We start from the raw sequence: 23707 nt of genomic DNA, 5'->3' as shown, positions 1-23707 counted from the left end.
CGGGCGGACACAAGGCATCATCGCTCCTTCCTCTCACTTGGTACCTTGCTGTTCCCCCTTCTGGGCTTCACACCTCTTGCGATCAGCAATTCGATCGCTTCCCGCTCCTGCTGGCGCGGTGAAAAACAGTGTCCATCAGCAGGCGCAACCCCGTTTCATGGTGCTCTCCTTGGCCGAGGCACAGAGGCAGGGCTTGCCCATATGGCCAACCGCCACCATGGTGTCGTTGGTCTGGCTGACCAGAGCCCGGGCGTTGGGGGGGGGGTAGTCCAGTACGGCCGTGGCCTTCTGCATCACCTCGCGGAAGGCGACACTGACATTGGGCGAGCGGCCCTTTTGTGGAAGCGTTACCACTTTAGCGCCAACCACGTGCGCAACATCCTTGATGGCGCCCGCGCAGCCTTTACTCTCCTCACGGTCGAAACGGGCAACAATGCACGTAAAAAGCGCCGACAAGTTGATAGCCACAGGTAAAGGTCCATTCTCACAACAAGTGTAATCGTTTACACAACTACGTGATATGCATCACGGTTTAAGTAATCTGGCTTCGGCTAAACTCCTGCTCAGACTTTCCTTGCGTGAGGCACGAACGGTGGAGAAGAGGATGAGAGTACTGGTGACCGGCGGTTGCGGCTATATCGGCAGCCACACTTGTCTGGCCTTGCTGGCGGCAGGCATGGAACCCGTGGTGGTGGACAACCTCTGCAACAGCAAGGCCGCCGTGCTGACACGGGTTGCCGCCATCAGCGGGCAACTGCCCCGCTTCTATCAGGGGGACATCCGTGACCCGGCACTGCTGGACAGCATCTTCGCCGAGCAGCAGATCGACGCCGTGATCCACTTCGCCGCCCTGAAAGCGGTCGGTGAATCGACCCGGATCCCCCTCGCATATTATGAGAACAACCTGAGCGGCACCCTGGTGCTGCTGCAGGCGATGAAGCGCGCCGGGGTTCACAACCTGGTGTTCAGCTCCTCGGCCACCGTCTACGGCGACCCGGCCAGCACCCCCATCCGGGAAGATTTCCCGCGCAGCGCCACCAACCCCTATGGCCGCTCCAAGCTGATCATCGAGGAGATCCTCGAGGATCTGCAGGCCGCCGAGCCCCACTGGAGCATGACCCTGCTGCGCTACTTCAACCCGGTCGGCGCCCACGAGTCCGGCACCCTGGGGGAAGATCCCCAGGGCATCCCCAACAATCTGATGCCCTATATCACCCAGGTGGCCATTGGCCGTCGCGACTGCCTCTCGGTCTTTGGAAACGATTACAACACTCCGGATGGCACCGGCGTGCGCGACTACATCCATGTGATGGATCTCGCCGAGGGGCACGTCAAGGCGCTGCACCACTGTGCGGGGCGAGGCGGCGTCCACCCTTACAACCTGGGCACGGGCCAGGGCCAGAGCGTGCTGCAGATGGTGGCCGCGTTCTCAGCCGCCTGCGGCAAGCCACTGCCTTATCGCATCGAACCCAGACGCCCGGGCGACATCGCCGAATGCTGGGCCGATCCCGCCAAGGCACAGCGCGAACTGGGCTGGCATGCCACCCGGGATCTCGCCGCCATGTGCGCCGACAGCTGGCGCTGGCAGCTCGCCAACCCGAACGGTTACGAGGAGTAGGCCTGCCGGCCTGCCCGTTACGATTTTCTCAACTCATTGACTGGAGTGATGATGTTCAACCCTGTTGATCACCCCCACCGCCGTTTCAACCCGCTGACCGGCCAGTATGTGCTGGTCTCCCCCCACAGGGCCAAGCGCCCCTGGCAGGGTCAGATCGAAAAAATAAGCCAGGCACCGAGCCAGTCCCACGATCCGGACTGCTTCCTCTGCGCCGGCAACAAGCGCGTCACCGGCGACCAGAACCCCGACTATCGGGACACCTTCGTCTTCACCAACGACTTCGCCGCCCTGATGCAGGACACCCCGGCCGCCGGTGGCGAGCAGGATCCCCTGCTCAAGCTGGAGGCGGCCCGCGGCACCAGCCGGGTCATCTGCTTCTCGCCGGATCACGGCAAGACCCTGCCCGAGCTACCCCTGCCCGCCATCGAGGCGGTGATCACCACCTGGATGAGCCAGGTCGCCGAGCTGTCGAGCCAGTGGGAATGGGTGCAAGTGTTCGAGAACAAGGGCGCCGTCATGGGCTGCTCCAACCCTCACCCCCATGGCCAGCTGTGGGGCAGCGACTTCCTGCCCAACGAGATAGCCCGCGAAGAGCAGCACCAGCGCACCTGGCTGGCCGAGCATGGCCGCCCGCTGCTGCTGGACTATGTGGAGCGGGAGCTGCAAGACAGATCCCGCATCGTGGTGGAGACCGCACACTGGCTGGCGGTGGTGCCCTTCTGGGCGGCCTGGCCGTTCGAAACCCTGCTGCTGCCCAAGGCCCATGTGCCCTCAATGCTGGATCTCACCCAGGAGCAGCAAGAAGACCTGGCGGTGGCGCTCAAGGAGCTCACCAGCCGCTACGACAACCTGTTCGAGTGCAGCTTCCCCTACTCCATGGGTTGGCACTTCGCGCCGCCGAACTCGGACTGTCCCGAGGCCTGGCAGTTGCACGCCCACTTCTACCCGCCCCTGCTGCGCTCGGCCACCGTGCGCAAGTTCATGGTGGGCTTCGAGATGCTGGCCGAAACCCAGCGGGACCTGACGCCGGAACAAGCCGCGGAACGCCTGCGTTCCCTCTCCCCCGTTCATTACAAAGCCAATGAGGTGACCCCATGACTCCCAGCCAACGCGTCAGCGCCGTGTTTGCCGAGCAGTTTGAGCAACAACCCGACCTGCTGGTGCGCGCCCCCGGTCGCGTCAACCTCATCGGCGAGCACACCGACTATAACGACGGCTTCGTGCTGCCCTGTGCCATCGACTACGAGACCTGCGTCGCCATCGGCCGGCGCAGCGACAACCTGGTGCACGTGATCGCCTCCGACTACGGCAACCAGCGGGATCTGTTCAGCCTGGACAAGCCCATCACCCATCACCCGGACCAGCGCTGGAGCGACTACATCCGCGGCGTGGTCAAGCATCTGCAGGCCCGTGGCCACGCCCTGCGCGGCCTCAACCTGGTGGTCTCCGGCAACGTGCCCCAGGGCACCGGCCTCTCCTCCTCCGCCTCCCTGGAGGTGGCCATCGGCCAGGCTTTCAAGGAAGCCCAGGGGCTTGCCATCAGCCAGGCCGAGATCGCCCTCAACGGCCAGCAGGCGGAGAACCAGTTCGTCGGCTGCAACTGCGGCATCATGGATCAGATGATCTCCGCGAGCGGCGAACGGGATCATGCCCTGCTGCTGGACTGCCGCACCCTGGAGACCCGCCTCATCCCCATGCCCGAGGATCTGGCGGTGCTGATCGTCAACTCCAACGTGCGCCGCGGCCTGGTGGACAGCGAATACAACACCCGCCGCCAGCAGTGCGAGACCGCCGCCCGTCACTACGGGGTCAAGGCGCTGCGCGACCTGGATCTGGCCGCGCTGGAAGCGGGCAAGGCCGGGCTGGACGAGGCCTGCTATCGCCGCGCCCGCCACGTGGTGGGGGAGAATGCCCGCACCCTGGCCGCCGCTGACGCCCTGGCGAGCGGCGATCTGGTACGCCTCGGCGAACTGATGGGGCAGTCCCACGCCGCCATGCGCGACGACTTCGAGATCACGGTGCCCGCCATCGACGGCCTGGTGGAGATCATCAAGGCCCAGATCGGTACCGAGGGGGGCGTGCGGATGACAGGGGGCGGCTTCGGCGGCTGCGTGGTTGCCCTGCTGCGCCCCGAGAAGGTGGCCGAGGTGATCGCCGTGGTCGAGGCCCAGTACCCGGCCAAGTTTGGCCTCAAGGCGGACTGCTATGTCTGCCGCGCCAGCGCCGGGGCGGGGGTCATCGCATGAAAGAGTTCCATCTGCGAAATGCAGCGGGTCTGCGGTTGAGCGTGCTCGATTTCGGGGCAACGCTCACCGCCCTCGAGATCCCGGTCAACGGCACATCTTGCAATGTGCTGCTGGCCTGTGATCCGGTGGATTATCCCGAGCAGCGCGCTTATTTGGGCTCGATCGTGGGGCGTTTCGCCAATCGTATCGGCAACGCCCGTCTGGAGCGGGATGGGCAAGAATGGCAGATCGATGCCAACGAGGGCACCACCTGCCTGCACGGGGGCAGCCACTCCCTGCACAACCGGGAGTGGCAACTGGCCGAGCTGGCCGAAGATCGCATCCGTCTGCAAACCCGGCTGGCCGACGGCGAGCAGGGCTTCCCTGGCAATCTGGACGTGACGGTGGAATACCGGCTGGAGCAGACCGATCTGGTGATCGCGTTGAGCGCCACCACAGATGCACCGACCCCGGTCAACCTCACCAGCCACGCCTATTTCAATCTGGATGGCGGTGACGTGCGTGACCATCGCATCACCATCAATGCGGATCGCTATCTGCCGACCGATGAGCACTCGCTGCCGCTTGGCATCGCACCGGTCGAAGGGGTATTCGATTTGCGGCATGGCAAGCGGGTCGGGGAGCAGTGGATGACCCACTCGCAGCAGGAGAAATGTCTGGGATTCGATCACTGCTTCTTGTTTGATGACGCCTCGTCCGCACCACAGGCCACTCTGATGGCAGGGGATGGCAGCCTGCGCATGGAGATGCATACCGACCAGCCGAGCGTCCAGCTCTACACCGGCAACTGGTTGGCCGGCGCGCCCAAGCGCGGGGGTGGGCATTGGGGAAACTATCAGGGGATCTGTCTGGAGGCGCAGCAATTGCCAGACAGCCCGAACCGTCCAGAATTGGGCGACCCTTGGTTGATGCCAGGTGAATGTTATCAACACGTTACCCGTTATCGGCTCATCCCGGTCGTGGCGTGACTCATTGAAGGGGTGCGTCAAGTCGCCCCTTTGTCGCACCTCTTCCGCCCATCGGCTTCATCATGACCGCATTCAACACAGAAAAGGAACGAAACATGCTGCCCGCAGCTTTATGGCCTCGCGCCATTGCGATATCAGTCGTGCTTTGCGTCTCGGTATTATGGCTTGATGCCGATTATCTCGGCCTATGCGCAGCCTTCTTGACCACAGGATCCTTTGCACTACAAGTGCTGCAGATACTGAAAACCAGGGAGACCAAAGCGATCTCGAACAGCATGTATCTCGCGTTCAGTTGTGGCGTGCTGTGCTGGCTGGTGTATGGCCTTCAGATCGGCGACATCCCCCTTATCATTGCCAATGCCATCACGCTGGCCTTGGCATGCACAGTGTTGCTGCTCAAACTGAAAAACGAATATCTAACCATTCATTAGCTGACCGAGTGGTGGACGAGGCCACTCAATACCCATCATGGGCTTCTCATTTTTGATTCTTACCACACACTTTCGCGGGCATGACGGCATAAATCTCAGCACGATCCGTGGCATAAGGCGTCGCTGTGCCACAGGCCATTGAGAGGGGGTCAAAGGCGGTTAACTGGCCGGCCCCTGGTCGAGGCGCGGATCAGCAACTCGCCCTCCAACTTCATCTGCAACGCGATGGGCTTCTCTCCTTGCGCCAGTTGCAACAAGGTATCCACCGCCTGTTTGCCCATCTCGTCGTAAGGCAGTTCGATGGAACTCAAAGGAGGCTCCATTTCGCTGGCCAGCATCTGGTTGTCGTGGCCGGCCACCAGAATGTCTTCCGGGATGCGCAACCCCGCCTCGGCAATCGCCTGATAGCAACCCTGGGCCATGTAATCGCTGCAACAGAAGATGCCATCAGGCGGCTGAGGCAGTGCCAGCAGTTGCCGGGTCTGTTCATAGGCCTCGTGCAGCGACCAGTTGCCCACGCGCACCCATTGTGGTTCAGGGATCAGATCGTGGTTGATCAGCGCTTGGCGATACCCTTCCAACCGCAGGCTGTTCGCTTCCATCCAGGGCTCTCCCTGAATAAGTGCAACCCGTTTGCAACCTTGATCCAGCAGGTGTGCCGTCACCTTATAGCCCGCTAACTTATCGGCAGGCAGGATGGAATAGCGCTCGGGCAAGCTCGTGGCTTCCAGATAACAGTTGAGCAACACGGTAGGCACCTGTGGGGAGAGCTCCATCTCGGCGAGTTGCCTTGTCATGGAGGAGGCGAAGATCATCCCCAGATAATCCCCCTGATTGATCTCCTGTTCGATCAGTCTGGTGAGCTCCGCGCTGTTGCGATAATCGAAGGTAACCAACATGCGATCAGCCTCCCAAGCACGCTCATTGCAGGCATTGATCGCATCGAGAAAAGGGTCATAGGGGGTGAGACCATTGAATACAAAAGCAATTTTTCGCGCAGATGGCCCCCTGGGTAGATGTTCGGCTCGCTTATGCTGGTAACCCAGCTCGACCGCTTTCTCGAGCACTCTGCGCCGTGTTTCGTCCGCCAGCTTGATGGTGGTCGAGCCATTGAGCACGAGTGAGACCGTTGATTGGGAGACGCCAGCAGCCGCGGCGATGGCACTCATGGTGATGCGTTTATTGTTCATCGGTATGACCATAATGTGAGCGGTACCGCCCAGATAATAATATTAATTATTTACCTTCCATCATGACTCATGATTACGGGCATGAGCAAGTAGTACAAGCGCTTTCAGAGACGATGCAGGAGTTATCTGGCACAGAGCGATAACCCCGAGGAGACAACAGCTCGCCAACTCCAGCTTGAGAACACCTTAAATTTGTTCGTTTTGTGACTGATCCCAGAATTCTATCCTTCATCATTTGCAACCAAGGTTATTAGCTAATAATAATTAGCAAATAGACACAAATAATTAGTAAAGGGGATCTCCGATGGCGGTACAACAGTGGTCAACAGAACGGGCTTGGCAGTGGTGGGATAAACAACCTTGGCTACTGGGCTTCAACTACCTGCCCCGTACGGCGGTCAACTGGACCGAGATGTGGCAGGCCGAGACCTTCGATCCCACCATCATCGATCAGGAGTTGGCCTGGGCCAGCGAACTGGGCTACAACACCCTGCGCACCAATTTGCCGTTTATTGTCTGGCAACATGATCGTGATGGCCTGATCGCACGGATCGCGCAATTCCTCACCCTGTGCGGCAAACACGATATCCGCGTGATGATGACCCTGATGGATGACTGCGGTTTTTCTGGTGATCATCCCTATCTGGGTAGCCAGAAACCACCGCGGGACGATGTTCACAACAGTCAGGCGGCAGCAAGTCCAGGCCGCAACATCGTCACTGACCCGACCCAATGGCACGAGCTGGAGCGTTACATCCGCGATCTGGTGCGTACCTTTGCCAATGACGAACGGATCTTCATCTGGGATCTCTACAACGAGCCGACCAACCGCGGCATCTTCTCGGAAGGCGATGTCGAGGTGCGTTTCGATGAATCGCTGGAGACATATGCCCACTATCTGATGGAACTGGCCTTCGTCTGGGCCCGGGAGGAGAACCCCATCCAGCCGCTCACCGTCGGCGCCTGGCATGCCCCCTACAGCATCGGTCAGGGAGATGCGGAATTTACCCCGGAAAACACCTTCACCCACCCCACCGACCGGCGGGCCATGGCGCTGTCGGATGTCATCACCTTCCACTCCTATCAGCGCATGGAGGGGTTGAAGATCTCCCTGGAGGTGGTCGGCAGCTATCGCCGTCCTATGCTCTGCACCGAGTGGCTGGCACGCCATGTCGGCAGCACGGTGGAGCAGCAATTACCCCTGTTCAAGGAGCTGAAGATTGGCGCCTATCAGTGGGGCCTGGTGAAAGGCAAAACCCAGACCCATTTACCCTGGCCCTTCGTTCGCAATATCGACCCCGATTGGCGCCGGGTCTGGTTCCATGATCTGCTGGAAGAGGACGGCACCCCCTACTCCGCCAGCGAAACAGCACTTATCCGCACATTGACCCGCTCATAACACAAGAAGGACGCCACAGCAGTGGCGCTCTTCACAACCCATTCATGTCGTAGAGGTTGGCAGATGACAGACCAAAAGATACAAAATAGAGAGCTGGCGGGATATTTCAGCTACGCCGTCGGGCAATGCCTCAGCTTCGGCCTGGTGGGTTCCTTCATTCTCTATTTTTACACCGATATTCTTGGAATATCGCCTGCTGCGGCCGGGGCCATTTTCCTCGTCGCCCGTATTTGGGATGCCATCAACGATCCCCTCATTGCCGGCTATATGGATACGCTGAATTTCAAGCGCGGCAAATTTACCCCCTATATGTTGTGCGTGCCCTTCCTGATCGCGGGCGTCACCTCCCTCAGCTTCATCGGCCTGGATCTGCCGATGGCAACCAAGGTGGCCTATGCGGCGGTGACCTATATCGCCTGGGGCATGATCTACACCCTCTCCGATGTGCCGTTCTGGACCATGTCGTCTGTCATGAGCCAGGAGCCGCAAGAGCGCGCCAAAGCCGTGACCGTCGCCATGCTGGGGGTCAATATCGGCATCGGCGGTGCCTCCATCATCTTCCCGAAGCTCACCGAGCTGTTTGCCGCGACCAGCAGCACCAAGGGCTACATGGAAGGCGCCCTCTGCCTGATGCTGATCGCCCTGCCGCTGATGGTGATCGGCGCCAGCCAGATGAAGGAGCGCGTCAAGCCCAACCCGGATGACAAGATCACCATCAGGGACTCCTTCCGCGTCCTGCGGGCCAACAAACCGCTGGCTTATGTGCTGGGCTCCTTCTTCTGCAATGTCTTCTTCAACCTGGCGACCGGGCTCTACATCTTCTTCTTCACCTACAACATGGGTGACGCCGGGTTGCTCTCGGTGATGGGGACCATAGGCGTGGCCACCTCCATGGCCTGCATGCTGGTGCCGGTGTTGACCAAGCGCTTCAGAAAACGTGATCTCTTCCTGATGCTCACCATGCTGGAGATCGCCCTGCGCGTCGGTTTCTACACGGCGGGTTACGACAACCTGATATTGGTGTTCGGCTTCCTCGCCCTGATCCATGCCGCCAACGTCATCACCAACCCGCTGATCTCCGCCATGCTCAGCGAGACCATCGAATATGCCGAGCTCAAGTCCGGCCGCCGCTGCGCCGCCATCGCCTTCTCAGGGCAGACCTTTACCGGAAAATTAGCCTGGGCCATTGCGGGCGGGATCTCCGGCACCCTGCTGATCTGGCTTGGTTATCAACCGAATACAGCGCAGACTCAAGCAACGATGGATGGGCTGTTTATCTGTATATCTCTGGTACCAATCTTGGGCAGCATCATGCGTATTATTATCATGACACGGTACAACTTCACCGAAGATAAACATGCCAGGGTGCGTCACCCCTTGATAAAATGGCGCTCGAACAACCCTATTTAAACTGACTGAATGGTGTAACCTGGTTCGGTGTCTGGCAATCATTGACGATATATGGCCTACCCACTGCAACAGGCCTTTTAAAATCACGTCAGAGGCAAGGCGGTCTGCCCCGGGCCGCTTTCTTCACTGAGCTCCTGTCTTCCTGTGATTGACTATTTGGAGTCGCAGCTTAGGGAAGGTGCGAACAAGTCCCTGATATGAGATCATGTTTGTCATCTGGAGCCATGGAACAGGGTTCATCATGAGTCATCAACTTACCTTCGCCGACAGTGAATTCAGCAGTAAGCGCCGTCAGACCAGAAAAGAGATTTTCTTGTCCCGCATGGAGCAGATTCTGCCATGGCAAAACATGGTGGAAGTCATCGAGCCGTTTTATCCCAAAGCCGGTAATGGTCGTCGGCCCTATCCGCTGGAAACCATGCTGCGCATTCACTGCATGCAGCATTGGTACAACCTGAGCGATGGCGCGATGGAAGATGCTCTGTACGAAATCGCCTCCATGCGTCTGTTTGCGCGGTTATCCCTGGATAGCGCCTTGCCGGACCGCACCACCATCATGAATTTCCGCCACCTGCTGGAGCAGCATCAACTGGCCCGCCAATTGTTCAAGACCATCAATCGCTGGCTGGCCGAAGCAGGCGTCATGATGACTCAAGGCACCTTGGTCGATGCCACCATCATTGAGGCACCCAGCTCGACCAAGAACAAAGAGCAGCAACGCGATCCGCAGATGCATCAGACCAAGAAAGGCAATCAGTGGCACTTTGGCATGAAGGCCCACATTGGTGTCGATGCCAAGAGTGGCCTGACCCACAGCCTAGTCACCACCGCGGCCAACGAGCATGACCTCAATCAGCTGGGTAATCTGCTGCATGGAGAGGAGCAATTTGTCTCAGCCGATGCCGGCTACCAAGGGGCGCCACAGCGCGAGGAGCTGGCTGAGGTGGATGTGGACTGGCTGATCGCCGAGCGCCCCGGCAAGGTAAGAACCTTGAAACAGCATCCACGCAAGAACAAAACGGCCATCAACATCGAATACATGAAAGCCAGCATCCGGGCCAAGGTGGAGCACCCATTTCGCATCATCAAGCGACAGTTCGGCTTCGTGAAAGCCAGATACAAGGGGTTGCTGAAAAACGATAACCAACTGGCGATGTTATTCACGCTGGCCAACCTGTTTCGGGCGGACCAAATGATACGTCAGTGGGAGAGATCTCACTAAAAACTGGGAATAACGCCTTAAATGGCGAAGAAACGGTCTAAATAGGCTGATTCAAGGCATTTACGGGAGAAAAGATCGGCTCAAACTGAAAAAATGAAATGACTGAGTCAGCCGAGAAGAATTTCCCCGCTTATTCGCACCTTCCTTAAGTCATTCATCAGGCAGCTTATTAAAAAAGGATTAAAGCAAGTCTGATCTTGTTTGTTAATGTCTGCACCAGACTCAATCAATAGTGCAACGCAGTCATAATGTTTATTAAGACTGGCAATAATAATGGCGGTCCGCCCCTGACGATTTACCCCATTAACATCGACTTTATTCGCCAGGCAAGATGCTAGTCTCTCAACATTCCCTTGCTCGGCTGCCAGCAGAAATTCGGTCATGAGTTCTTTATCAAGCATATTCCCTCTCTTGTAGCTCTTCAGATTTATTGAAATTTCTATGGCTTGAGAATAACAACAGCCTTGAAAGAAAAACATCCGCTTAAGAAGCATTCATCGTAAATCACTGGATTATTGATACAAAATCAACAATCGAAGCCGAATGTGCAGTTGATCACTATTCTTCTTGTGGTTATCGGCTCACTTGTCACTTAAAATCTCTGTGGGCAACATTCCACAATGCCTTGCAAGCTGTGCCTTCCAGCTAAAATATTGAAGTGTGATTAGCTTCAAACCAAGTGTAACTATAATGTTGCATTAAGTTCCAAAATGATCTTTCAGACTAAAGATTAAAAATATATTCAACAATGATCCTGCGGCACGAGATGAGATCAGTATGAATTCAATTTTTACAGAGGAGAATCTGCTGGCCTTTACCATGGCGGCGCGCTTCGGTAGCTTCAGCAAGGCTGCAGAGGAGCTTAGCTTGACCACCTCCGCCATCAGTTATGCAATCAAGCGAATGGAAACTGGACTCGATGCAGTACTTTTTACCCGCAATACTCGCAGCATTGAGCTCACTGAATCAGGACGTTATTTTTTCCGCAAAGCGACCGATCTGCTCAACGACATTCACGCAATCAAGCGCAGCATCGATGCCATCGCCCAAGGTATCGAAACACGAGTGCGCATCTGTATAAATCAGTTGCTGTACACCCCACAGCACACTGCACGGTTGTTGCAGGTGTTGAAAAAAAAGTTTCCCACCTGTCAGTTCGCAGTGACAACCGAAGTCTATAACGGCGTCTGGGACGCCATAATCAATAATCAGGTCAACATCGCCATCGGCGCCCCGGGTACGTTACTGGACGGTGGCGGTATTGACTACATGGAGATTGGCGCTATTCGCTGGGAATTTGCTATCACTCCGGATCATCCGCTGGCCTTTATACCTGAACCCATCCCTGAGAGTCATCTAAGACTGTATCCGAACATCATGGTAGAGGATACGGCGCACAACATGAATAAGAAGGTGGGCTGGCTGCTACATGGCCAGGAGTCAATTCTGGTCCCTGATTTCAGTACCAAGTACCAGTGCCACATTCTTGGCGAGGGCATCGGTTTTTTACCGGATTACATGGTTCGTGAGGCGATGAAAGAAAATCTGCTGGTGATCCGCCGGATCAATAACCCACGCCAGGATTCGCGCATGTTGCTGGCCATCCAACACTCAGCAACCGGCCAAGTAGCTCAATGGATCAAACATGAATTTCGCCCCGACGGTTTATTAACCCATATCTATCAAGATCTGCTGACATAGCTCCCCGCTGGCCCTCAGAAGGGCTACGACTGAGTGGCAAGTTATCCAATTTAAGGATGAATAGCCTTGAATTTCGTAGAAACTGGACTGCCCCCCCGGCGTTGAGTCAGGGGCTCCTTGCACAGTATCTCGCCACTTGGTTCACCCTATGCAAAAACATGCCAGAAACTGGGGCTGCAAGGTTGACACCCCAGTCCAGAAAGGGTTTAATGCGCGCCGTTGCCCAGATAGCTCAGTCGGTAGAGCAGGGGATTGAAAATCCCCGTGTCGGCGGTTCGATTCCGTCTCTGGGCACCAATAATTCCTCCTTAGTTCAGTCGGTAGAACGGCGGACTGTTAATCCGTATGTCGCTGGTTCAAGTCCAGCAGGAGGAGCCAAATTCGAAAGGCCCGCTCATCTGAGCGGGCCTTTCTGCATCTCCTCTTCCCGAAGTGTCATCCCCTAATAGCGATTCTCGTCACCGTGCCAGACATGACCGGCAGAACATGCCCGGGCGACCTCGTGACAAGGATCATCGGCATGAGAGCGGAAGAAGTGCTGATCTTGTTGCAGCAGGAGCGAACTCATCGAGTGGCTGATACCGGCCAGAGCCTCGCCAGCGGTCAATCCTGCAACCCGGTGATCTGTGGCCAAATGAGCCAGTACCCTTTCACGACTATTCATGATCGCCTCCCTCTGTGGATCCCGTCGTAAATTGACCATAGCAGCAGGTATCAGACTACCGCAAACCCGCGCCAGCAAAGGGCTCCAGGCCGGTCCACCCCTGCCGGAAAAGGGAGACAAATGAAGAGGCCCACCCTGTCGGATGGGCCTTCCATGCCTGCTATCCGCCGTTACAGGCTGCCAGCAACAGGGTTGCCCCGCAGGTAGCGCTGAATACCAGCAACCCCGCCTGCAGCACGCCCTCAGGATCCGTCTCTTTTCTTCTCTCTCTGAACCTTGTCCATCGCGGCTTCATCGAGCCCACCTCGTCCTGTTGTGTCCGCTCCCCTGCCCTTCTCGGCAGAAGGGCATCTTGATCCCGGTTCAGCTCAAGGTCAATCGGTCCGCAACCATAAACCGGCCAGGTACACAAGAGAGTCTCTCGTCATCGGCCGCTCATTATCGGGAAAACCGGCGTGACCCTTCTGCGAGCCAGGGCTATGATGAGGCCGACGATTTCCGACCTCAGGGAGACCCCAGATGAGCAGCCCCTTGCACTACGTGCTGGATGGCATCCATTGCGAGCCACACTTCTTCACCGTGCCCCTCGACCACCAGCGACCGGATGACGAGAAGAGTATTACCCTGTTTGGCCGCACTCTCTGTCGCCAAGACAAGCTGAACGATGAGCTGCCCTGGCTGCTCTATCTGCAGGGGGGGCCGGGCTTTGGCGCCCCGCGCCCGACCGCAAGCGGCGGCTGGATCAAGCGGGCCCTGCAGGAGTTTAGGGTGCTGCTGCTCGATCAGCGCGGCACCGGCCACTCCACCCCCATCAACGCCGAGGCACTGGCCGGGCTCACCCCGGTTGAGCAGGCCGGCTACCTCGGCCATTTTCGCGCCGACAGCATAGTGCGGGACGCCGAATACATTCGCGAGACCCTGAGCCCGGACCGGCCCTGGAGCCTGCTTGGCCAGAGCTTCGGCGGCTTTTGCAGCCTCACCTATCTCTCCCTGTTCCCAGGCAGCCTGCACGAGGTCTACCTCACCGGCGGCGTGGCCCCCATAGGTCGCAGCGCGGACGAGGTCTACCGCGCCACCTATCAACGGGTGGCAGACAAGAACCGCGCCTTCTTCGCCCGCTTCCCCCATGCCCAGGCCATCGCCAACCGGCTGGCGACCCACCTGCACCGCCACGACGTCCGCCTGCCGAACGGCCAGCGCCTGACGGTGGAGCAGTTGCAGCAGCAGGGGCTGGATCTCGGCGCCAGCGGCGCCTTCGAGGAGCTCTACTACTTGCTGGAGGACGCCTTCATCGGCGAGGAAATTAACCCTGCCTTCCTCTACAAGGTGCAGGCCATGCAGCCGTTCAACACCAATCCTGTGTTCGCCATTTTGCACGAGTCCATCTATTGCGAGGGGAGCGCAAGCAACTGGGCGGCCGAGCGGGTCAGGGGCGAGTATCCGGCCCTGGCCTGGGCGCCGGGCAAGGATTTTGCCTTCACCGGCGAGATGATCTTCCCCTGGATGTTCGAGCAGTTCCGCGAGCTGATACCACTCAAGGAGGCCGCTCATCTACTGGCCAAAAAGGCCGATTGGGGCACCCTCTACAACCCGGCTCAGCTGGCTAAGAACCCGGTGCCGGTGGCCTGCGCCGTCTATGCCGAGGACATGTACGTGGAGTTCGACTACAGCCGCGATACCCTCAAGGGCCTTGGCAACAGCCGCGCCTGGATCACCAACGAGTACGAGCACAACGGCCTGAGAGTCGACGGCGAGCAGATCCTGGACCGGCTCATCCGCTTGAACCGGGACTGCTGATCCCGCTCGGGCGGCGCGCCCGCCATAACAAGAATATCGAGGGCGGCCCATGAGCCGCCCCGCCCTGTCGGAAGCAACACAAAACAACAAGGACACCCTTTGGATCATCCGGAAATCTCGGCCGGCTGGCTGAGCCGCCTCTTCTATCACTGGACGGGCCCGCTGCAACGCAAGGGGCTGACCGAGCCCCAGGTCGGTCTCGACGATCTCTACCCCCTGCTGCCGGAAGACAGGCGCGACGCGCGGGCCGATGCCTTCCTCGCGCTCACCGCCGCTGCGCCGGTGCGCCCTTGGCCCATCATGGCCTTTATCTGGCGCCACTACCGCCGCCGCATCGGCCTGCTCACCCTGTTGCAGCTGATCGGCATGCTGGCCACCCTGGCCAGCCCCTGGCTGCTCAACCACAGCATGACCCAGCTCGGCACCGGGGCCAGCACCGGCCACAAGCTGTTGCTCGCCTTCGCCCTGTTTGCCTCGGTGCTCGCCGCCGGCATGCTGGCGGAGCACTCCCTGCAGCTGGCGCTCAAGATGCACGTCCCCATTCGCCGCCTGCTGGCCGAGTCCCTGCTCGCCAAGGTGATGAAACTCGGCGGCAAGAGCTTCGATGACAGGGCCGGTGGCCGGGTACAGAACCTCATCAACCGGGACGTGTGGGACATTACCTGGATATTGGCGGATCCCGCCATGCCGCTCACCATGGCACTGCAGCTGGCGGGCACCATAGCCCTGCTGGTATGGCAGGTGGGCAGCGCCGGCCTGGTGGGCTTTGTGGTGCTCACCCTGCTGCTGCTGCTCTCCACCCGGGTGGTGCGCCGCATGAACCAGCAGGAGCAGCAGCTCAAGCGCCAGCAGGACGAGCGCAACGGCATCCTGGCGGAATACATCAAGAAGCTGCGGCTGGTGCGCCAGAACGGTCTCGGCACCTTCTTCACCCGGGCGGCCAACACCAGGCGCCAGCAGGAACTCGTGGTGCTCGGCCGGGTGCTCAAGCTCGATGCCATCAACAGCTTCCTGATGATGAGCACTCCGCTGCTGGTGACGCTCGCCACCTTCACCACCTATCTGGCCTCGGGCCAGAGCCTGACCCTGCCCCAGGTGTTCACCACCATAGCCCTGTTCGCGGTGCTGCGGATCCCCATGATGCGGCTGCCCTACCTCATCCGCACCCTGATCAACTTCAATACGGGCTTCAACCGGCTGTGCGAGTTCTTGAATGGCCCGGAGCAGCATCGGGATCTCACCGACCCCAGCCTGCCGGCAGGCAGCCTGCGGCTAGACCGCGTCACCGCCCTGCACCAGCAAAAAATGGTGTTGCAGGACGTCAGCCTCAGCATCCAGCCGGGGGAGCTGGTGGGGATCACCGGGGCGACCGGCGCGGGCAAGAGCTGCCTGCTGCACCTGGTCGCCGGTTTTGACAACGACTTCGAGGGGAGCATCCACCGCAACGGCCGGGTGGCGCATCTGGGCCACAAACCCTGGCTGATGAACGACAGCATCCGCAACAACATTCTGTTCGGCCAACCCTGGCACGAGGAGCGCTACCACTGGGTGCTCGGTGCCTGCGCCCTCACCACGGATCTGGGACTGCTGAGCCACGGGGATCGGACCCTGGTGGGTGAGCTCGGCACCCGCCTCTCCGGCGGTCAGCAACAGCGGGTCGCTCTGGCCCGCGCCCTCTATGCAGAGGCCGACATCCTGCTGCTGGACAACCCCCTGTCTGCACTGGACCCTATCGTCTCGGCCCAGGTGCTGGAGCAGGGGCTCACCTTCAAACCGGGACCGACCCGGCTGCTGGTGAGCCACGATCCGGATGTGCTTGCCCACTGCGATCGGGTGATCCGTATCGAGCAGGGCCGGCTGGTGGAGCTCGACGCCCGCCAGTTGGCGGATCTTATCCAGCATCCGCTCCCCACCCCCATGGTGGCGCCTCAGGAGGCGGAGCAGTTCAGCGAAGAAAAAGTGGTGGAAGGCAAGGTGGACTGGGGGCTGTTCGGCTTCATGTGGCAGCGCCTGGCCGCCCCCGGCGCCATCCTGATCGCCCTGCTGCTCACCCTGGGTCAGGAGGGGCTGCGCATCGCCTCGGATCTCTGGCTCGGCGGCAAGGCCGAGGTGAGCGATGTGGGCACCCTGCTCGGCATCTATGTGCTGTTGGGGGCGGGCTCCCTCGTCTGCATCATGGTGGTGCGGGTCATCAACTACAAACTCGGCCTCAAGCTGGCCTGGACCCTGTTCGACGGCATGCTGGGTCGCATCAGCCGCGCCCCCATGGCCTTCTTCGACAAGGTGCCCCAGGGGCGCATCCTCAACCGCTTCGACCGGGATCTCGGGGAGGCACAGGAGGTGCTGCTGTCCATGCTGATGGGGCTGTTCGGCATGCTGGTCTCTGTGCTGCTGCAGGTGGTGGTCATCGGCATCAACATTCCCCTGCTGCTGCTCATCGCCCCCCTGGTGGGCTGGGCGCTCTACGTGCTGCAACGGCGCTACCGGGCAGTGCAGCTCAAGCTGCGGCGCCAGTCCTCGGTGCTGCGTTCCCCGCTCTACATCAGCATCAGCGAGACCATTCGCGGTGCCCCCGCCCTGCGTCTGGCCGGGGCCGAACGCTTCGCCCTAGATCAGGTGCTGCATCACTATGACAACAACCTGCGCAGCTGGTACACCACCACCTCCATCAACCGCTGGCTCGGCATGCACCAGACCCTGCTCTCCGCCGCCCTGGTGGGGGCAGTGGCACTGATGGTGGCCTTTGGCAACAGCCCGCTGCTGGGGGCCGTGGCCATCACCTACGCCTTCACCGCCTCGGCCATGCTCAACTCCCTGATCCGTACCTTCGCCGAGGTGGAACAGGTGATGAACGCAGTGGAGCGGGTGCGTGAATACAGCGAGATAGAGAGCGAGCGTCAGGAGGGAGAGGCCCTCGCCACGCCCCATCCGGCGGTGCGTTTCGACAACCTGGGACTGCGCTACCCGGGTGCCAGCCAGTGGGCCCTGCACAGGGTCAACTTCGAGCTGGCCCCCGGCGAGAAGGTGGGTGTCTGTGGCCGCACAGGGGCGGGCAAGAGCTCCCTGCTCGGGGTGCTGCAGGCCATGTATCCGGTATCCCAGGGGGAGATCTACTACGGCGATCAGCCGCTCTCTGCCCTGGCGCCGGAGGCAGTGCGCGCACTCTATGACACCGTCTCCCAGATCCCCCTCACCTTCTTCGGCACCCTGCGTGCGAATCTCTCCCCCCTGAGCGAGCAGAGCGACGCCGCGCTGGAACAGGCGCTGGCCCGGGTCGGCCTGGCCGAACGCTGCGCCGGCCGGCTGGACGAAGATCTCGACAGGCTGCAACTCTCCGCCGGCGAGACCCAGTTGCTGGTCATCGCCCGCATTCTGCTGTCGCACCGCCCGCTCATCGTGCTGGACGAGGCCACCTCGGATCTTAGTCACGGCGGCATGCGCAAGATGGCGGAGTTACTTTATCGCTACCGGCCCGAGGCCAGCTACCTGGTGATCGCCCACCATCTAGAGCCGCTGCTGTCGGTGGACAAAGTCGTGGTGATGGAGGCAGGTACCGTGGTGGAGCAGGGCTCGCCGGTCAGCCTGTTGGCCAATCCGGGCTCCCGCTTCCATCAGCTGTTCGCCGGTCAGGTGAACCGCCAGGTGGGAGAGCTGACGGGCTGAAACAAGGAGGGCTGCCCCAGGGCAGCCCTCCTTTCACCACAGTCACAAGGTATCAGCGCTCCATGATCTGGGTAACATCGTCCTGCTTGATCATGACCTCCCGCCCCTCGGCATCGTAGTAGCGGTACATGCCGGTGCTCTCGTCCAGCTTGGGCTTGCTGTCGGTGGTGATCATCTTTCCGTCCTTGGTACTCATTATGTATTGGGAGCTGCATGCCACCAGCCCCAAGGCACACACCATGATCATCATCAGCTTTTTCATCTGCTTTAATCTCCGCTTTCATCCTTACCTCAAGGACGTCTGTTGAAGATTAGTTCAATGAAATCAATCCGTTCAAAAAACTCTGCAAAACTGGATCCATATCAAGAATCAACTCCCCATCTCAGCCCCCTGAATACTCAAAGGCCGGACATGAGTCCGGCCTTTGACTGGGCAACGTATCCGCGTCATCAGCCCTGTGGCTTGCGCTCACCGGTGACGGTGGGGTTCGCAGGATCCGAGCTCCACTCGTACCAGCCGCCGTCGTAGACGCTGATCCGCTTCCAGTCCATCAGCCAGGCGTAGAAGAAGGCTTCGGAGGCGCGCCAGCCGGTACCGCAGTAGAATGCGGCCTGCTGGGTCGGTTCGATGTCCCACTCATCCCACATGGCGAGGATCTCGCTAGCCGGCTTCATGGTGCCGTCCGGGTTGTGGAAGTCACTCATGCTGTTGGCATCCACGCCGCCGCGACCCCACTTGGCACCGGGAATGTCGCCCTTGGGCTTGATGTAGCTGTAGCCGGAGGTGTTGCCGACAAACTCATCCCAGGTGCGCACGCTGACCAGGGCGCCATCGGGTTGCTCGAGCAGCGCCTTGGCCTGGCTCAGAGTGGTGTAGTACTCGGGATAGGCCGGAATGGACACGCCAAACTCCTTCACCGGCTCAAACTTGTTCGCCAGACCCGTTTCGGTGCGCAGGTGCTGCACGAACCAGGCATCCAGGCCGCCATCCAGCAGGCGTACGTCTTCCACACCGGCATACATCATCAGATGGGCGGCGCGGGCCGCCGCCATGGTGTTGCGACCATAGAGGATGACGGTGGTGTCGTGACGGATGCCGTTCTCCAGCAGCAACTGCTTGAGGGCTTCGTCAGAGACCTTGTTCCACAGCGGCTCCGCCTCCAGGCGGTTGGTGTCGATGTAACCAGCCCCCGGAATGTGGCTCAGCAGATAGGCCTTGGGAGCACCCCAGTCCACTTCGAACACCTTCCACTCCCCCTTGGGGGCGGCAGCCACCGGCTTGCCTGCCTGCAGATCGGCGAGCCAGAGCGGATAGACCAGTTGCTGCCAGCGGGCCAGGTGCTCTCGCGGCGCATTTTGCCAGCCCTGCAGCTCGAACAGCTGCTTGATGCCCTGCTGGCGCAGCAGGCGGGCCACCTCGGCCACTTCCCGCGGTGCGCCGTAGAGGGCGACCGGGAGATCGGCCTTCAGCCCCTTGCTCGCGAGCGCCTTGGGCCACTCTTCGTCACTGTATTTCCACTCGGCGGAGAGGTGCTCGGCACCGGCCACATGGCCACCCTGCGTCTCGCCCGCCATGGGCCAGCCCTGGTAGAAGTAGCTGGGGCGGGTATCCAGAATCACAGCCTGCTTCGCCTTGGCATCGGCCAGGGAGAGGGAGGGCAGTTCGGCGGCCAGGGCGGGCCAGGCACACCAGAGCAGCAAGGCGGCCAGGCCGCTTCGCCACAGTCCTGTCATTCGTTTCATGATGTTGTCTCGATGCATAGTGAACAGAGTTAAAAAATGGAGCGCCCCAGGCGCTCGGCCAGCAGCTCCAGCGCCGCCGTGCCCGCCAGGGAGTTGCCCGCCTTGTTGAGCTCAGGGGACCAGACACAGACCGTCAGCTCGCCGGGGATCAACGCCATGATGCCGCCCCCCACCCCGGACTTGCCCGGCATGCCAACCCGATAGGCAAAATCACCGGCTTCGTCATAGAGACCGCAGGTGGCGAGCAGGGCGTTGACCTGCTTGGTGGTGCGGGCAGGCAGCAGGGGCGTCGTCTCACCGAGCGGCACGCCACGGTTGGCCAGATAGATGAAGGCCCTGGCCAGATCGACGCAGCTCATGCGGATGGCACAGGCATTGAAGTAGCTCTGCAGCACCTTGTCCACCTCGTTCTCGAAGTTGCCATAGGCCTTCATCAGGTAGGCGATGGCGGCGTTGCGGGCAGCGTGCTGATATTCGGAGCGGGCCACCACCTGGTCCGCCATGATGGCCGGATTGCCGCACAGGCGCCGCACCAGTTCCAGGGTACGCTGCCGGGGGGCGGTGAGCCGGGTTTCCAGCAGATCGCTCACCACCAGGGCACCGGCATTGATGAAGGGGTTGCGGGGAATGCCGTGCTCGAATTCAAGCTGGATCAGCGAGTTGAACGGCTGGCCCGACGGCTCCTTGCCCACCCGGGCCCAGATCTCCTCCTCCTGATAGAGGGTGAGTGCCAGCGTGAGGCTCAGGGCCTTGGAGATGCTCTGAATGGAGAAGGGCTCGAAGGCGTCACCGGCGGTGAACAGCTCCCCCTCCACGGTACAGACGGCGATCCCGAGCCTGTCCGCCGGCACCTGCGCCAGCGCGGGAATATAATCGGCCACCTTGCCCTGCCCGAGCAGCGGACGCACCTCTTCCAGGATGCTGGCCAGTAATTCGGATGACAACACCATCGACGATTCCATGAGATGAGACGAGGTGAGGCGAGGCTCACCGACAAAAATCCCGCCGGCGGCGGGATTTTCTATGTGCCCGTGACAGGCAATCCGATATCAGGCCGGCTCACCGTACCAGAGGTCGAACAGCTCGGTGACCACCACCGCTTCCATCCCCTTGCCTTCCAGCCAGGATTTGACGACGGCGCGGTCTTCTTCGGTACACTTGCCCAGTTGCTGGGTACAGATCATGCCTTCCCAGGCCAGGTGGCCCGAACCGGCAAAGGCCAGTCTACGGGGTTCAACAACCTCATCGATCATCGCATCGACTACCGCATCGATGGTCTCTTCGGCAGTGCCGACCGGGAAGTTGAAACTGATGTCGAAACCCATTTCCTGGAATTCATCGACGCGCAGTTTCTTACGCAGACGGCGGCTACGATTGGCCATGATAGCTCCTCAAGTTAGTGGATACGCGAGTTGACGCGCCAGCTTAGCTGACACGTTTGAAAATCAGATCCCAGACTCCGTGACCGAGACGATGGCCACGTTGTTCGAATTTGGTCAGCGGGCGCCAGTCGGGGCGCTCCACCCAGTTGCCGGTGGCGGAGGTGTTCTCGTACCCTTCGGCGGCACTCATCACTTCCAGCATGTGTTCGGCGTAGTTTTCCCAGTCGGTGGCCATGTGGAACACGCCACCGATGGCGAGCTTCTGGCGAATGTCCTGAGCAAACGCCGGCTGCACGATGCGGCGCTTGTGGTGACGGCTCTTGTGCCAGGGGTCCGGGAAGAACAGCTGCAGGCAGGCGAGCGAGCCGTTCGGGATCATGTGCTCCAGCACTTCCACCGCATCGTGACAGATCACGCGCAGGTTGGTGACGCCCGCCTCCTGGGCGGTGCCGAGGCAGGCACCCACACCGGGAGAGTGTACCTCAATGCCGATGAAGTTCTTCTCGGGGGCATTCTTGGCCATCTCCACCAGGGAGGCGCCCATGCCGAAGCCTATTTCCAGCACCACCGGGGCCTCGCGGCCAAACAGCGCCACCATGTCCAGCGGCGCCGGTGCGAAATCGATGCCCATGACCGGCCAGAGCTCTTCCAGAGCCTTCTCCTGCCCTTTGGTCAGGCGGCCTTCGCGGCGGACGAAGCTGCGGATCTTGCGCATGAACTTGCCGTCTTCGTTAAATACATCTTGGGTCACAGGCATAATTGTCTCGTTATTTCATCAATCCGGGTAACAGAACCGGGGGTCATCCGGGTTAAGGGTGACCTGGGTGGTTCGTTATTTCATCAATCGGCAAAAACAGGGGAGCGAATTATCCCAAGATAGGCCCAAGGCGCAAGTGTTTCGCACAACAAATCCCCCCTGACTGACCAATTCCGCCCCTGCGGTTGACAAATGCCACCCCCTTCACAGAATCTCCCGGGCGTCAGGTGCATCCTGACGCGGAAAAATAAAACCATACACAACAAAGGATTGCAGTATGAAAAAAGCCCTGTTGACCCTCGTCATCCCGTCCCTGCTGGCCGGGTGCAACACCTCCGACAATGACTCCCAGCCCCCTGCGCCCGCCACCCAGGCCTATGAATACCTGGTGCAACTGAGCTCGAGCGCCGAGGGGATAGGCGCCAGACCCACGGGAAGCGAGGCCGAAACCCGCGCCGCCGCCTGGATCCAGGATCATCTGACTGGCTGGGGCTACGAGGTGCAGAACCAGCCCTTCAGCTACACCCGGGGCGGCACCGACAGAACCTCCCAGAATCTGGTCGCCGAACTCAAGGGTCAGAGCGACAAGGTGATCCTGATCGGTGCCCACTATGACAGCACCGGCGAGAAGAAGGGATCCGAAGGTGCCACCGACAACGGCGCCGGTGTCGCGGCCCTGCTGGCGGTCGCAGAGGCGCTCAAGGATCAAACCCTGCCCTACACGGTGCGCTTCGCCTTCTTCGGAGCGGAGGAAAACGGCCTCAACGGCTCCAGGGCCTATGTCGCCAGCCTCGACGGCGACGCCGTCGCCAAGCTGCTGGCCATGGTGAACTACGACACCATCGCCGGGGGCGACATCGTCTATGTCCACTCCGCCCACTCCGACGTGGCCGAGTACAACTGTGCCGAGCCAAGCCGGTACAGCTTCGATCCCAAGGTGCGCGATCGCCTGCTGGCCATCTCCAAGCAGACCTCGACCCCCTTCGCCATCCACCCCAGCTACGGCGGTTATCCGGAAGGGGAAACGGGCAGCTGGTCGGATCACGCGCCCTTTGCCTGCCTGGGGGTGCCCATCGCCTATGTGGAGGCCACCAACTTCACCATCGACGGGGAAGATGGTTATGACGGCTACTCCCAGAGCACCAACCCGGCGCTGTGGGATTGCTACGACGAGGCCAGCAAGAGCGCCTGCGACAGGGACAGCGAGACCCAGTGGGGCAAGATCTGGCACACAGAGCACGATCGCCTCGACAAGATGGCCGAGCTGTTCCCGGGCCGGGTCCAGCAGCAGCTCGGTGCCAACACCGATCTGATGATCCGTTTCCTGAAGGAACCCGGGCTCTAAGCTCAGGGCAGATGAACGCCTGACAGGGGTTTTTGCGCCCCCGGCCAGTGTTGAAGCGATAAAATTCGGGCAGGTGTCAAACCTGCCCTTTTTATGGATTTTTGTGACAGCCATTGCCTCATTTCTGAAATCTGATACAAACGGATAACCTGGCGGTTGAATGGAGCGACC

The 23707-nt window shown here is 60.1% G+C and carries 21 protein-coding genes and 2 tRNA genes; 14 read left to right on the top strand and 9 right to left on the bottom strand.

The window, feature by feature from the left end; translation table 11 throughout:
- Window positions 1–135: 135 nt before the first annotated feature.
- Complete coding sequence (locus KI797_RS04110; RefSeq protein ID WP_226171647.1) at window positions 136–369, bottom strand: hypothetical protein; 234 nt, start codon at window positions 367–369, stop codon at window positions 136–138.
- Between the two features lie 235 nt (window positions 370–604).
- Here KI797_RS04110 and galE point away from each other — a divergent pair, with 235 nt between their 5' ends.
- The 5 genes from galE (at window position 605) to KI797_RS04085 (ending at window position 5263) form a co-directional block, all read left to right on the top strand.
- Window positions 605–1618: a UDP-glucose 4-epimerase GalE gene (gene galE / locus KI797_RS04105; RefSeq protein ID WP_226171645.1), complete on the top strand. Its 1014-nt coding sequence runs from the start codon at window positions 605–607 to the stop codon at window positions 1616–1618.
- Between the two features lie 51 nt (window positions 1619–1669).
- Window positions 1670–2716 carry a UDP-glucose--hexose-1-phosphate uridylyltransferase gene (locus KI797_RS04100; protein WP_226171643.1) on the top strand — a complete coding sequence of 349 codons (1047 nt, stop codon included), beginning with the start codon at window positions 1670–1672 and terminating at the stop codon, window positions 2714–2716.
- Window positions 2713–3864 (top strand): galactokinase, encoded by a 1152-nt coding sequence (galK, locus tag KI797_RS04095; protein WP_226171641.1) that lies wholly within the window; start codon window positions 2713–2715, stop codon window positions 3862–3864. The genes KI797_RS04100 and galK overlap by 4 nt, the downstream gene beginning before the upstream one ends.
- Window positions 3861–4832: an aldose epimerase family protein gene (locus tag KI797_RS04090; protein WP_226171638.1), complete on the top strand. Its 972-nt coding sequence runs from the start codon at window positions 3861–3863 to the stop codon at window positions 4830–4832. The genes galK and KI797_RS04090 overlap by 4 nt, the downstream gene beginning before the upstream one ends.
- Before the next feature lie 95 nt (window positions 4833–4927).
- Window positions 4928–5263, top strand: coding sequence for a SemiSWEET family sugar transporter (locus KI797_RS04085; RefSeq protein WP_082029922.1), 336 nt, complete (start codon window positions 4928–4930; stop codon window positions 5261–5263).
- Between the two features lie 149 nt (window positions 5264–5412).
- On the opposite strand, the gene KI797_RS04080 is transcribed toward KI797_RS04085, so the two are convergent.
- Window positions 5413–6432: a LacI family DNA-binding transcriptional regulator gene (locus KI797_RS04080; RefSeq protein WP_226171635.1), complete on the bottom strand. Its 1020-nt coding sequence runs from the start codon at window positions 6430–6432 to the stop codon at window positions 5413–5415.
- 325 nt (window positions 6433–6757) lie between these two features.
- Between KI797_RS04080 and KI797_RS04075 the strand changes: the two genes are divergently transcribed.
- From KI797_RS04075 to KI797_RS04065, 3 genes are all read left to right on the top strand, one after another.
- Window positions 6758–7852 carry a glycoside hydrolase 5 family protein gene (locus KI797_RS04075; RefSeq protein WP_226171633.1) on the top strand — a complete coding sequence of 365 codons (1095 nt, stop codon included), beginning with the start codon at window positions 6758–6760 and terminating at the stop codon, window positions 7850–7852.
- 63 nt (window positions 7853–7915) lie between these two features.
- Window positions 7916–9262: an MFS transporter gene (locus KI797_RS04070; protein WP_226171631.1), complete on the top strand. Its 1347-nt coding sequence runs from the start codon at window positions 7916–7918 to the stop codon at window positions 9260–9262.
- 241 nt (window positions 9263–9503) lie between these two features.
- Window positions 9504–10484 (top strand): IS5-like element IS5 family transposase, encoded by a 981-nt coding sequence (locus tag KI797_RS04065; RefSeq protein ID WP_026141915.1) that lies wholly within the window; start codon window positions 9504–9506, stop codon window positions 10482–10484.
- Window positions 10485–10591: 107 nt separating this feature from the next.
- Here the strand turns inward: KI797_RS04065 and KI797_RS04060 are convergent, their stop codons facing one another.
- On the bottom strand, window positions 10592–10885 hold the full coding sequence (locus KI797_RS04060; RefSeq protein WP_226171629.1) for an ankyrin repeat domain-containing protein: 294 nt from the start codon (window positions 10883–10885) through the stop codon (window positions 10592–10594).
- Window positions 10886–11261: 376 nt separating this feature from the next.
- On the opposite strand from KI797_RS04060, the gene KI797_RS04055 reads away from it, so the two are divergent.
- The 3 genes from KI797_RS04055 to KI797_RS04045 all read left to right on the top strand — a co-directional run bounded on the left by KI797_RS04055 (window position 11262) and on the right by KI797_RS04045 (window position 12563).
- Window positions 11262–12185: a LysR substrate-binding domain-containing protein gene (locus tag KI797_RS04055; protein ID WP_226171626.1), complete on the top strand. Its 924-nt coding sequence runs from the start codon at window positions 11262–11264 to the stop codon at window positions 12183–12185.
- A 221-nt stretch (window positions 12186–12406) separates the two neighbouring features.
- Window positions 12407–12482: transfer RNA gene (locus KI797_RS04050), tRNA-Phe, on the top strand.
- Window positions 12483–12487: 5 nt separating this feature from the next.
- Window positions 12488–12563, top strand: a tRNA-Asn gene (locus KI797_RS04045).
- Between the two features lie 64 nt (window positions 12564–12627).
- Here KI797_RS04045 and KI797_RS04040 read toward each other — a convergent pair.
- Window positions 12628–12849 (bottom strand): hypothetical protein, encoded by a 222-nt coding sequence (locus KI797_RS04040; protein WP_080675078.1) that lies wholly within the window; start codon window positions 12847–12849, stop codon window positions 12628–12630.
- 519 nt (window positions 12850–13368) lie between these two features.
- Between KI797_RS04040 and KI797_RS04035 the strand changes: the two genes are divergently transcribed.
- Both KI797_RS04035 and KI797_RS04030 read left to right on the top strand, forming a co-directional pair.
- The gene (locus KI797_RS04035; RefSeq protein WP_042650195.1) at window positions 13369–14646 is read left to right on the top strand and encodes an alpha/beta hydrolase; all 1278 of its coding nucleotides are present in this window, start codon (window positions 13369–13371) and stop codon (window positions 14644–14646) included.
- Between the two features lie 99 nt (window positions 14647–14745).
- On the top strand, window positions 14746–18309 hold the full coding sequence (locus KI797_RS04030; RefSeq protein WP_226171623.1) for an ATP-binding cassette domain-containing protein: 3564 nt from the start codon (window positions 14746–14748) through the stop codon (window positions 18307–18309).
- 52 nt (window positions 18310–18361) lie between these two features.
- Here KI797_RS04030 and KI797_RS04025 read toward each other — a convergent pair whose 3' ends face one another.
- The 5 genes from KI797_RS04025 to trmB all read right to left on the bottom strand — a co-directional run bounded on the left by KI797_RS04025 (window position 18362) and on the right by trmB (window position 22191).
- Complete coding sequence (locus KI797_RS04025; protein WP_182787760.1) at window positions 18362–18571, bottom strand: YgdI/YgdR family lipoprotein; 210 nt, start codon at window positions 18569–18571, stop codon at window positions 18362–18364.
- Window positions 18572–18759: 188 nt separating this feature from the next.
- The gene (locus tag KI797_RS04020) at window positions 18760–20043 is read right to left on the bottom strand and encodes a rhodanese-like domain-containing protein (RefSeq protein WP_404801079.1); all 1284 of its coding nucleotides are present in this window, start codon (window positions 20041–20043) and stop codon (window positions 18760–18762) included.
- A 38-nt stretch (window positions 20044–20081) separates the two neighbouring features.
- The gene (gene glsB, locus KI797_RS04015) at window positions 20082–21002 is read right to left on the bottom strand and encodes a glutaminase B (RefSeq protein WP_171273301.1); all 921 of its coding nucleotides are present in this window, start codon (window positions 21000–21002) and stop codon (window positions 20082–20084) included.
- Between the two features lie 99 nt (window positions 21003–21101).
- Window positions 21102–21434 carry a YggL family protein gene (locus KI797_RS04010; protein ID WP_226171617.1) on the bottom strand — a complete coding sequence of 111 codons (333 nt, stop codon included), beginning with the start codon at window positions 21432–21434 and terminating at the stop codon, window positions 21102–21104.
- 43 nt (window positions 21435–21477) lie between these two features.
- Window positions 21478–22191, bottom strand: coding sequence for a tRNA (guanosine(46)-N7)-methyltransferase TrmB (gene trmB / locus KI797_RS04005; protein ID WP_041205099.1), 714 nt, complete (start codon window positions 22189–22191; stop codon window positions 21478–21480).
- Window positions 22192–22468: 277 nt separating this feature from the next.
- On the opposite strand from trmB, the gene KI797_RS04000 reads away from it, so the two are divergent.
- Window positions 22469–23536: a M28 family metallopeptidase gene (locus tag KI797_RS04000; protein ID WP_226171615.1), complete on the top strand. Its 1068-nt coding sequence runs from the start codon at window positions 22469–22471 to the stop codon at window positions 23534–23536.
- Window positions 23537–23707 lie beyond the last annotated feature (171 nt).

Origin of the sequence: Aeromonas media (genome assembly GCF_020423125.1) — a bacterium.
Taxonomy (GTDB): Bacteria; Pseudomonadota; Gammaproteobacteria; order Enterobacterales; family Aeromonadaceae; genus Aeromonas; species Aeromonas media.
The sequence above is the reverse complement of the archived record's forward strand: the minus strand, read 5'-3'. Positions and strand labels throughout refer to the sequence as shown.

Coding starts and splice junctions, on each gene's coding strand:
- galE (WP_226171645.1), top strand. CDS start 605: ATGAGAGTACTGGTGACCGGCGGTTGCGGCTATATCGGCAGCCACACT.
- KI797_RS04100 (WP_226171643.1), top strand. CDS start 1,670: ATGTTCAACCCTGTTGATCACCCCCACCGCCGTTTCAACCCGCTGACC.
- galK (WP_226171641.1), top strand. CDS start 2,713: ATGACTCCCAGCCAACGCGTCAGCGCCGTGTTTGCCGAGCAGTTTGAG.
- KI797_RS04090 (WP_226171638.1), top strand. CDS start 3,861: ATGAAAGAGTTCCATCTGCGAAATGCAGCGGGTCTGCGGTTGAGCGTG.
- KI797_RS04085 (WP_082029922.1), top strand. CDS start 4,928: ATGCTGCCCGCAGCTTTATGGCCTCGCGCCATTGCGATATCAGTCGTG.
- KI797_RS04080 (WP_226171635.1), bottom strand. CDS start 6,432: ATGAGTGCCATCGCCGCGGCTGCTGGCGTCTCCCAATCAACGGTCTCA.
- KI797_RS04075 (WP_226171633.1), top strand. CDS start 6,758: ATGGCGGTACAACAGTGGTCAACAGAACGGGCTTGGCAGTGGTGGGAT.
- KI797_RS04070 (WP_226171631.1), top strand. CDS start 7,916: ATGACAGACCAAAAGATACAAAATAGAGAGCTGGCGGGATATTTCAGC.
- KI797_RS04065 (WP_026141915.1), top strand. CDS start 9,504: ATGAGTCATCAACTTACCTTCGCCGACAGTGAATTCAGCAGTAAGCGC.
- KI797_RS04060 (WP_226171629.1), bottom strand. CDS start 10,885: ATGCTTGATAAAGAACTCATGACCGAATTTCTGCTGGCAGCCGAGCAA.
- KI797_RS04055 (WP_226171626.1), top strand. CDS start 11,262: ATGAATTCAATTTTTACAGAGGAGAATCTGCTGGCCTTTACCATGGCG.
- KI797_RS04040 (WP_080675078.1), bottom strand. CDS start 12,849: ATGAATAGTCGTGAAAGGGTACTGGCTCATTTGGCCACAGATCACCGG.
- KI797_RS04035 (WP_042650195.1), top strand. CDS start 13,369: ATGAGCAGCCCCTTGCACTACGTGCTGGATGGCATCCATTGCGAGCCA.
- KI797_RS04025 (WP_182787760.1), bottom strand. CDS start 18,571: ATGAAAAAGCTGATGATGATCATGGTGTGTGCCTTGGGGCTGGTGGCA.
- KI797_RS04020 (WP_404801079.1), bottom strand. CDS start 20,043: ATGACAGGACTGTGGCGAAGCGGCCTGGCCGCCTTGCTGCTCTGGTGT.
- glsB (WP_171273301.1), bottom strand. CDS start 21,002: ATGGTGTTGTCATCCGAATTACTGGCCAGCATCCTGGAAGAGGTGCGT.
- KI797_RS04010 (WP_226171617.1), bottom strand. CDS start 21,434: ATGGCCAATCGTAGCCGCCGTCTGCGTAAGAAACTGCGCGTCGATGAA.
- trmB (WP_041205099.1), bottom strand. CDS start 22,191: ATGCCTGTGACCCAAGATGTATTTAACGAAGACGGCAAGTTCATGCGC.
- KI797_RS04000 (WP_226171615.1), top strand. CDS start 22,469: ATGAAAAAAGCCCTGTTGACCCTCGTCATCCCGTCCCTGCTGGCCGGG.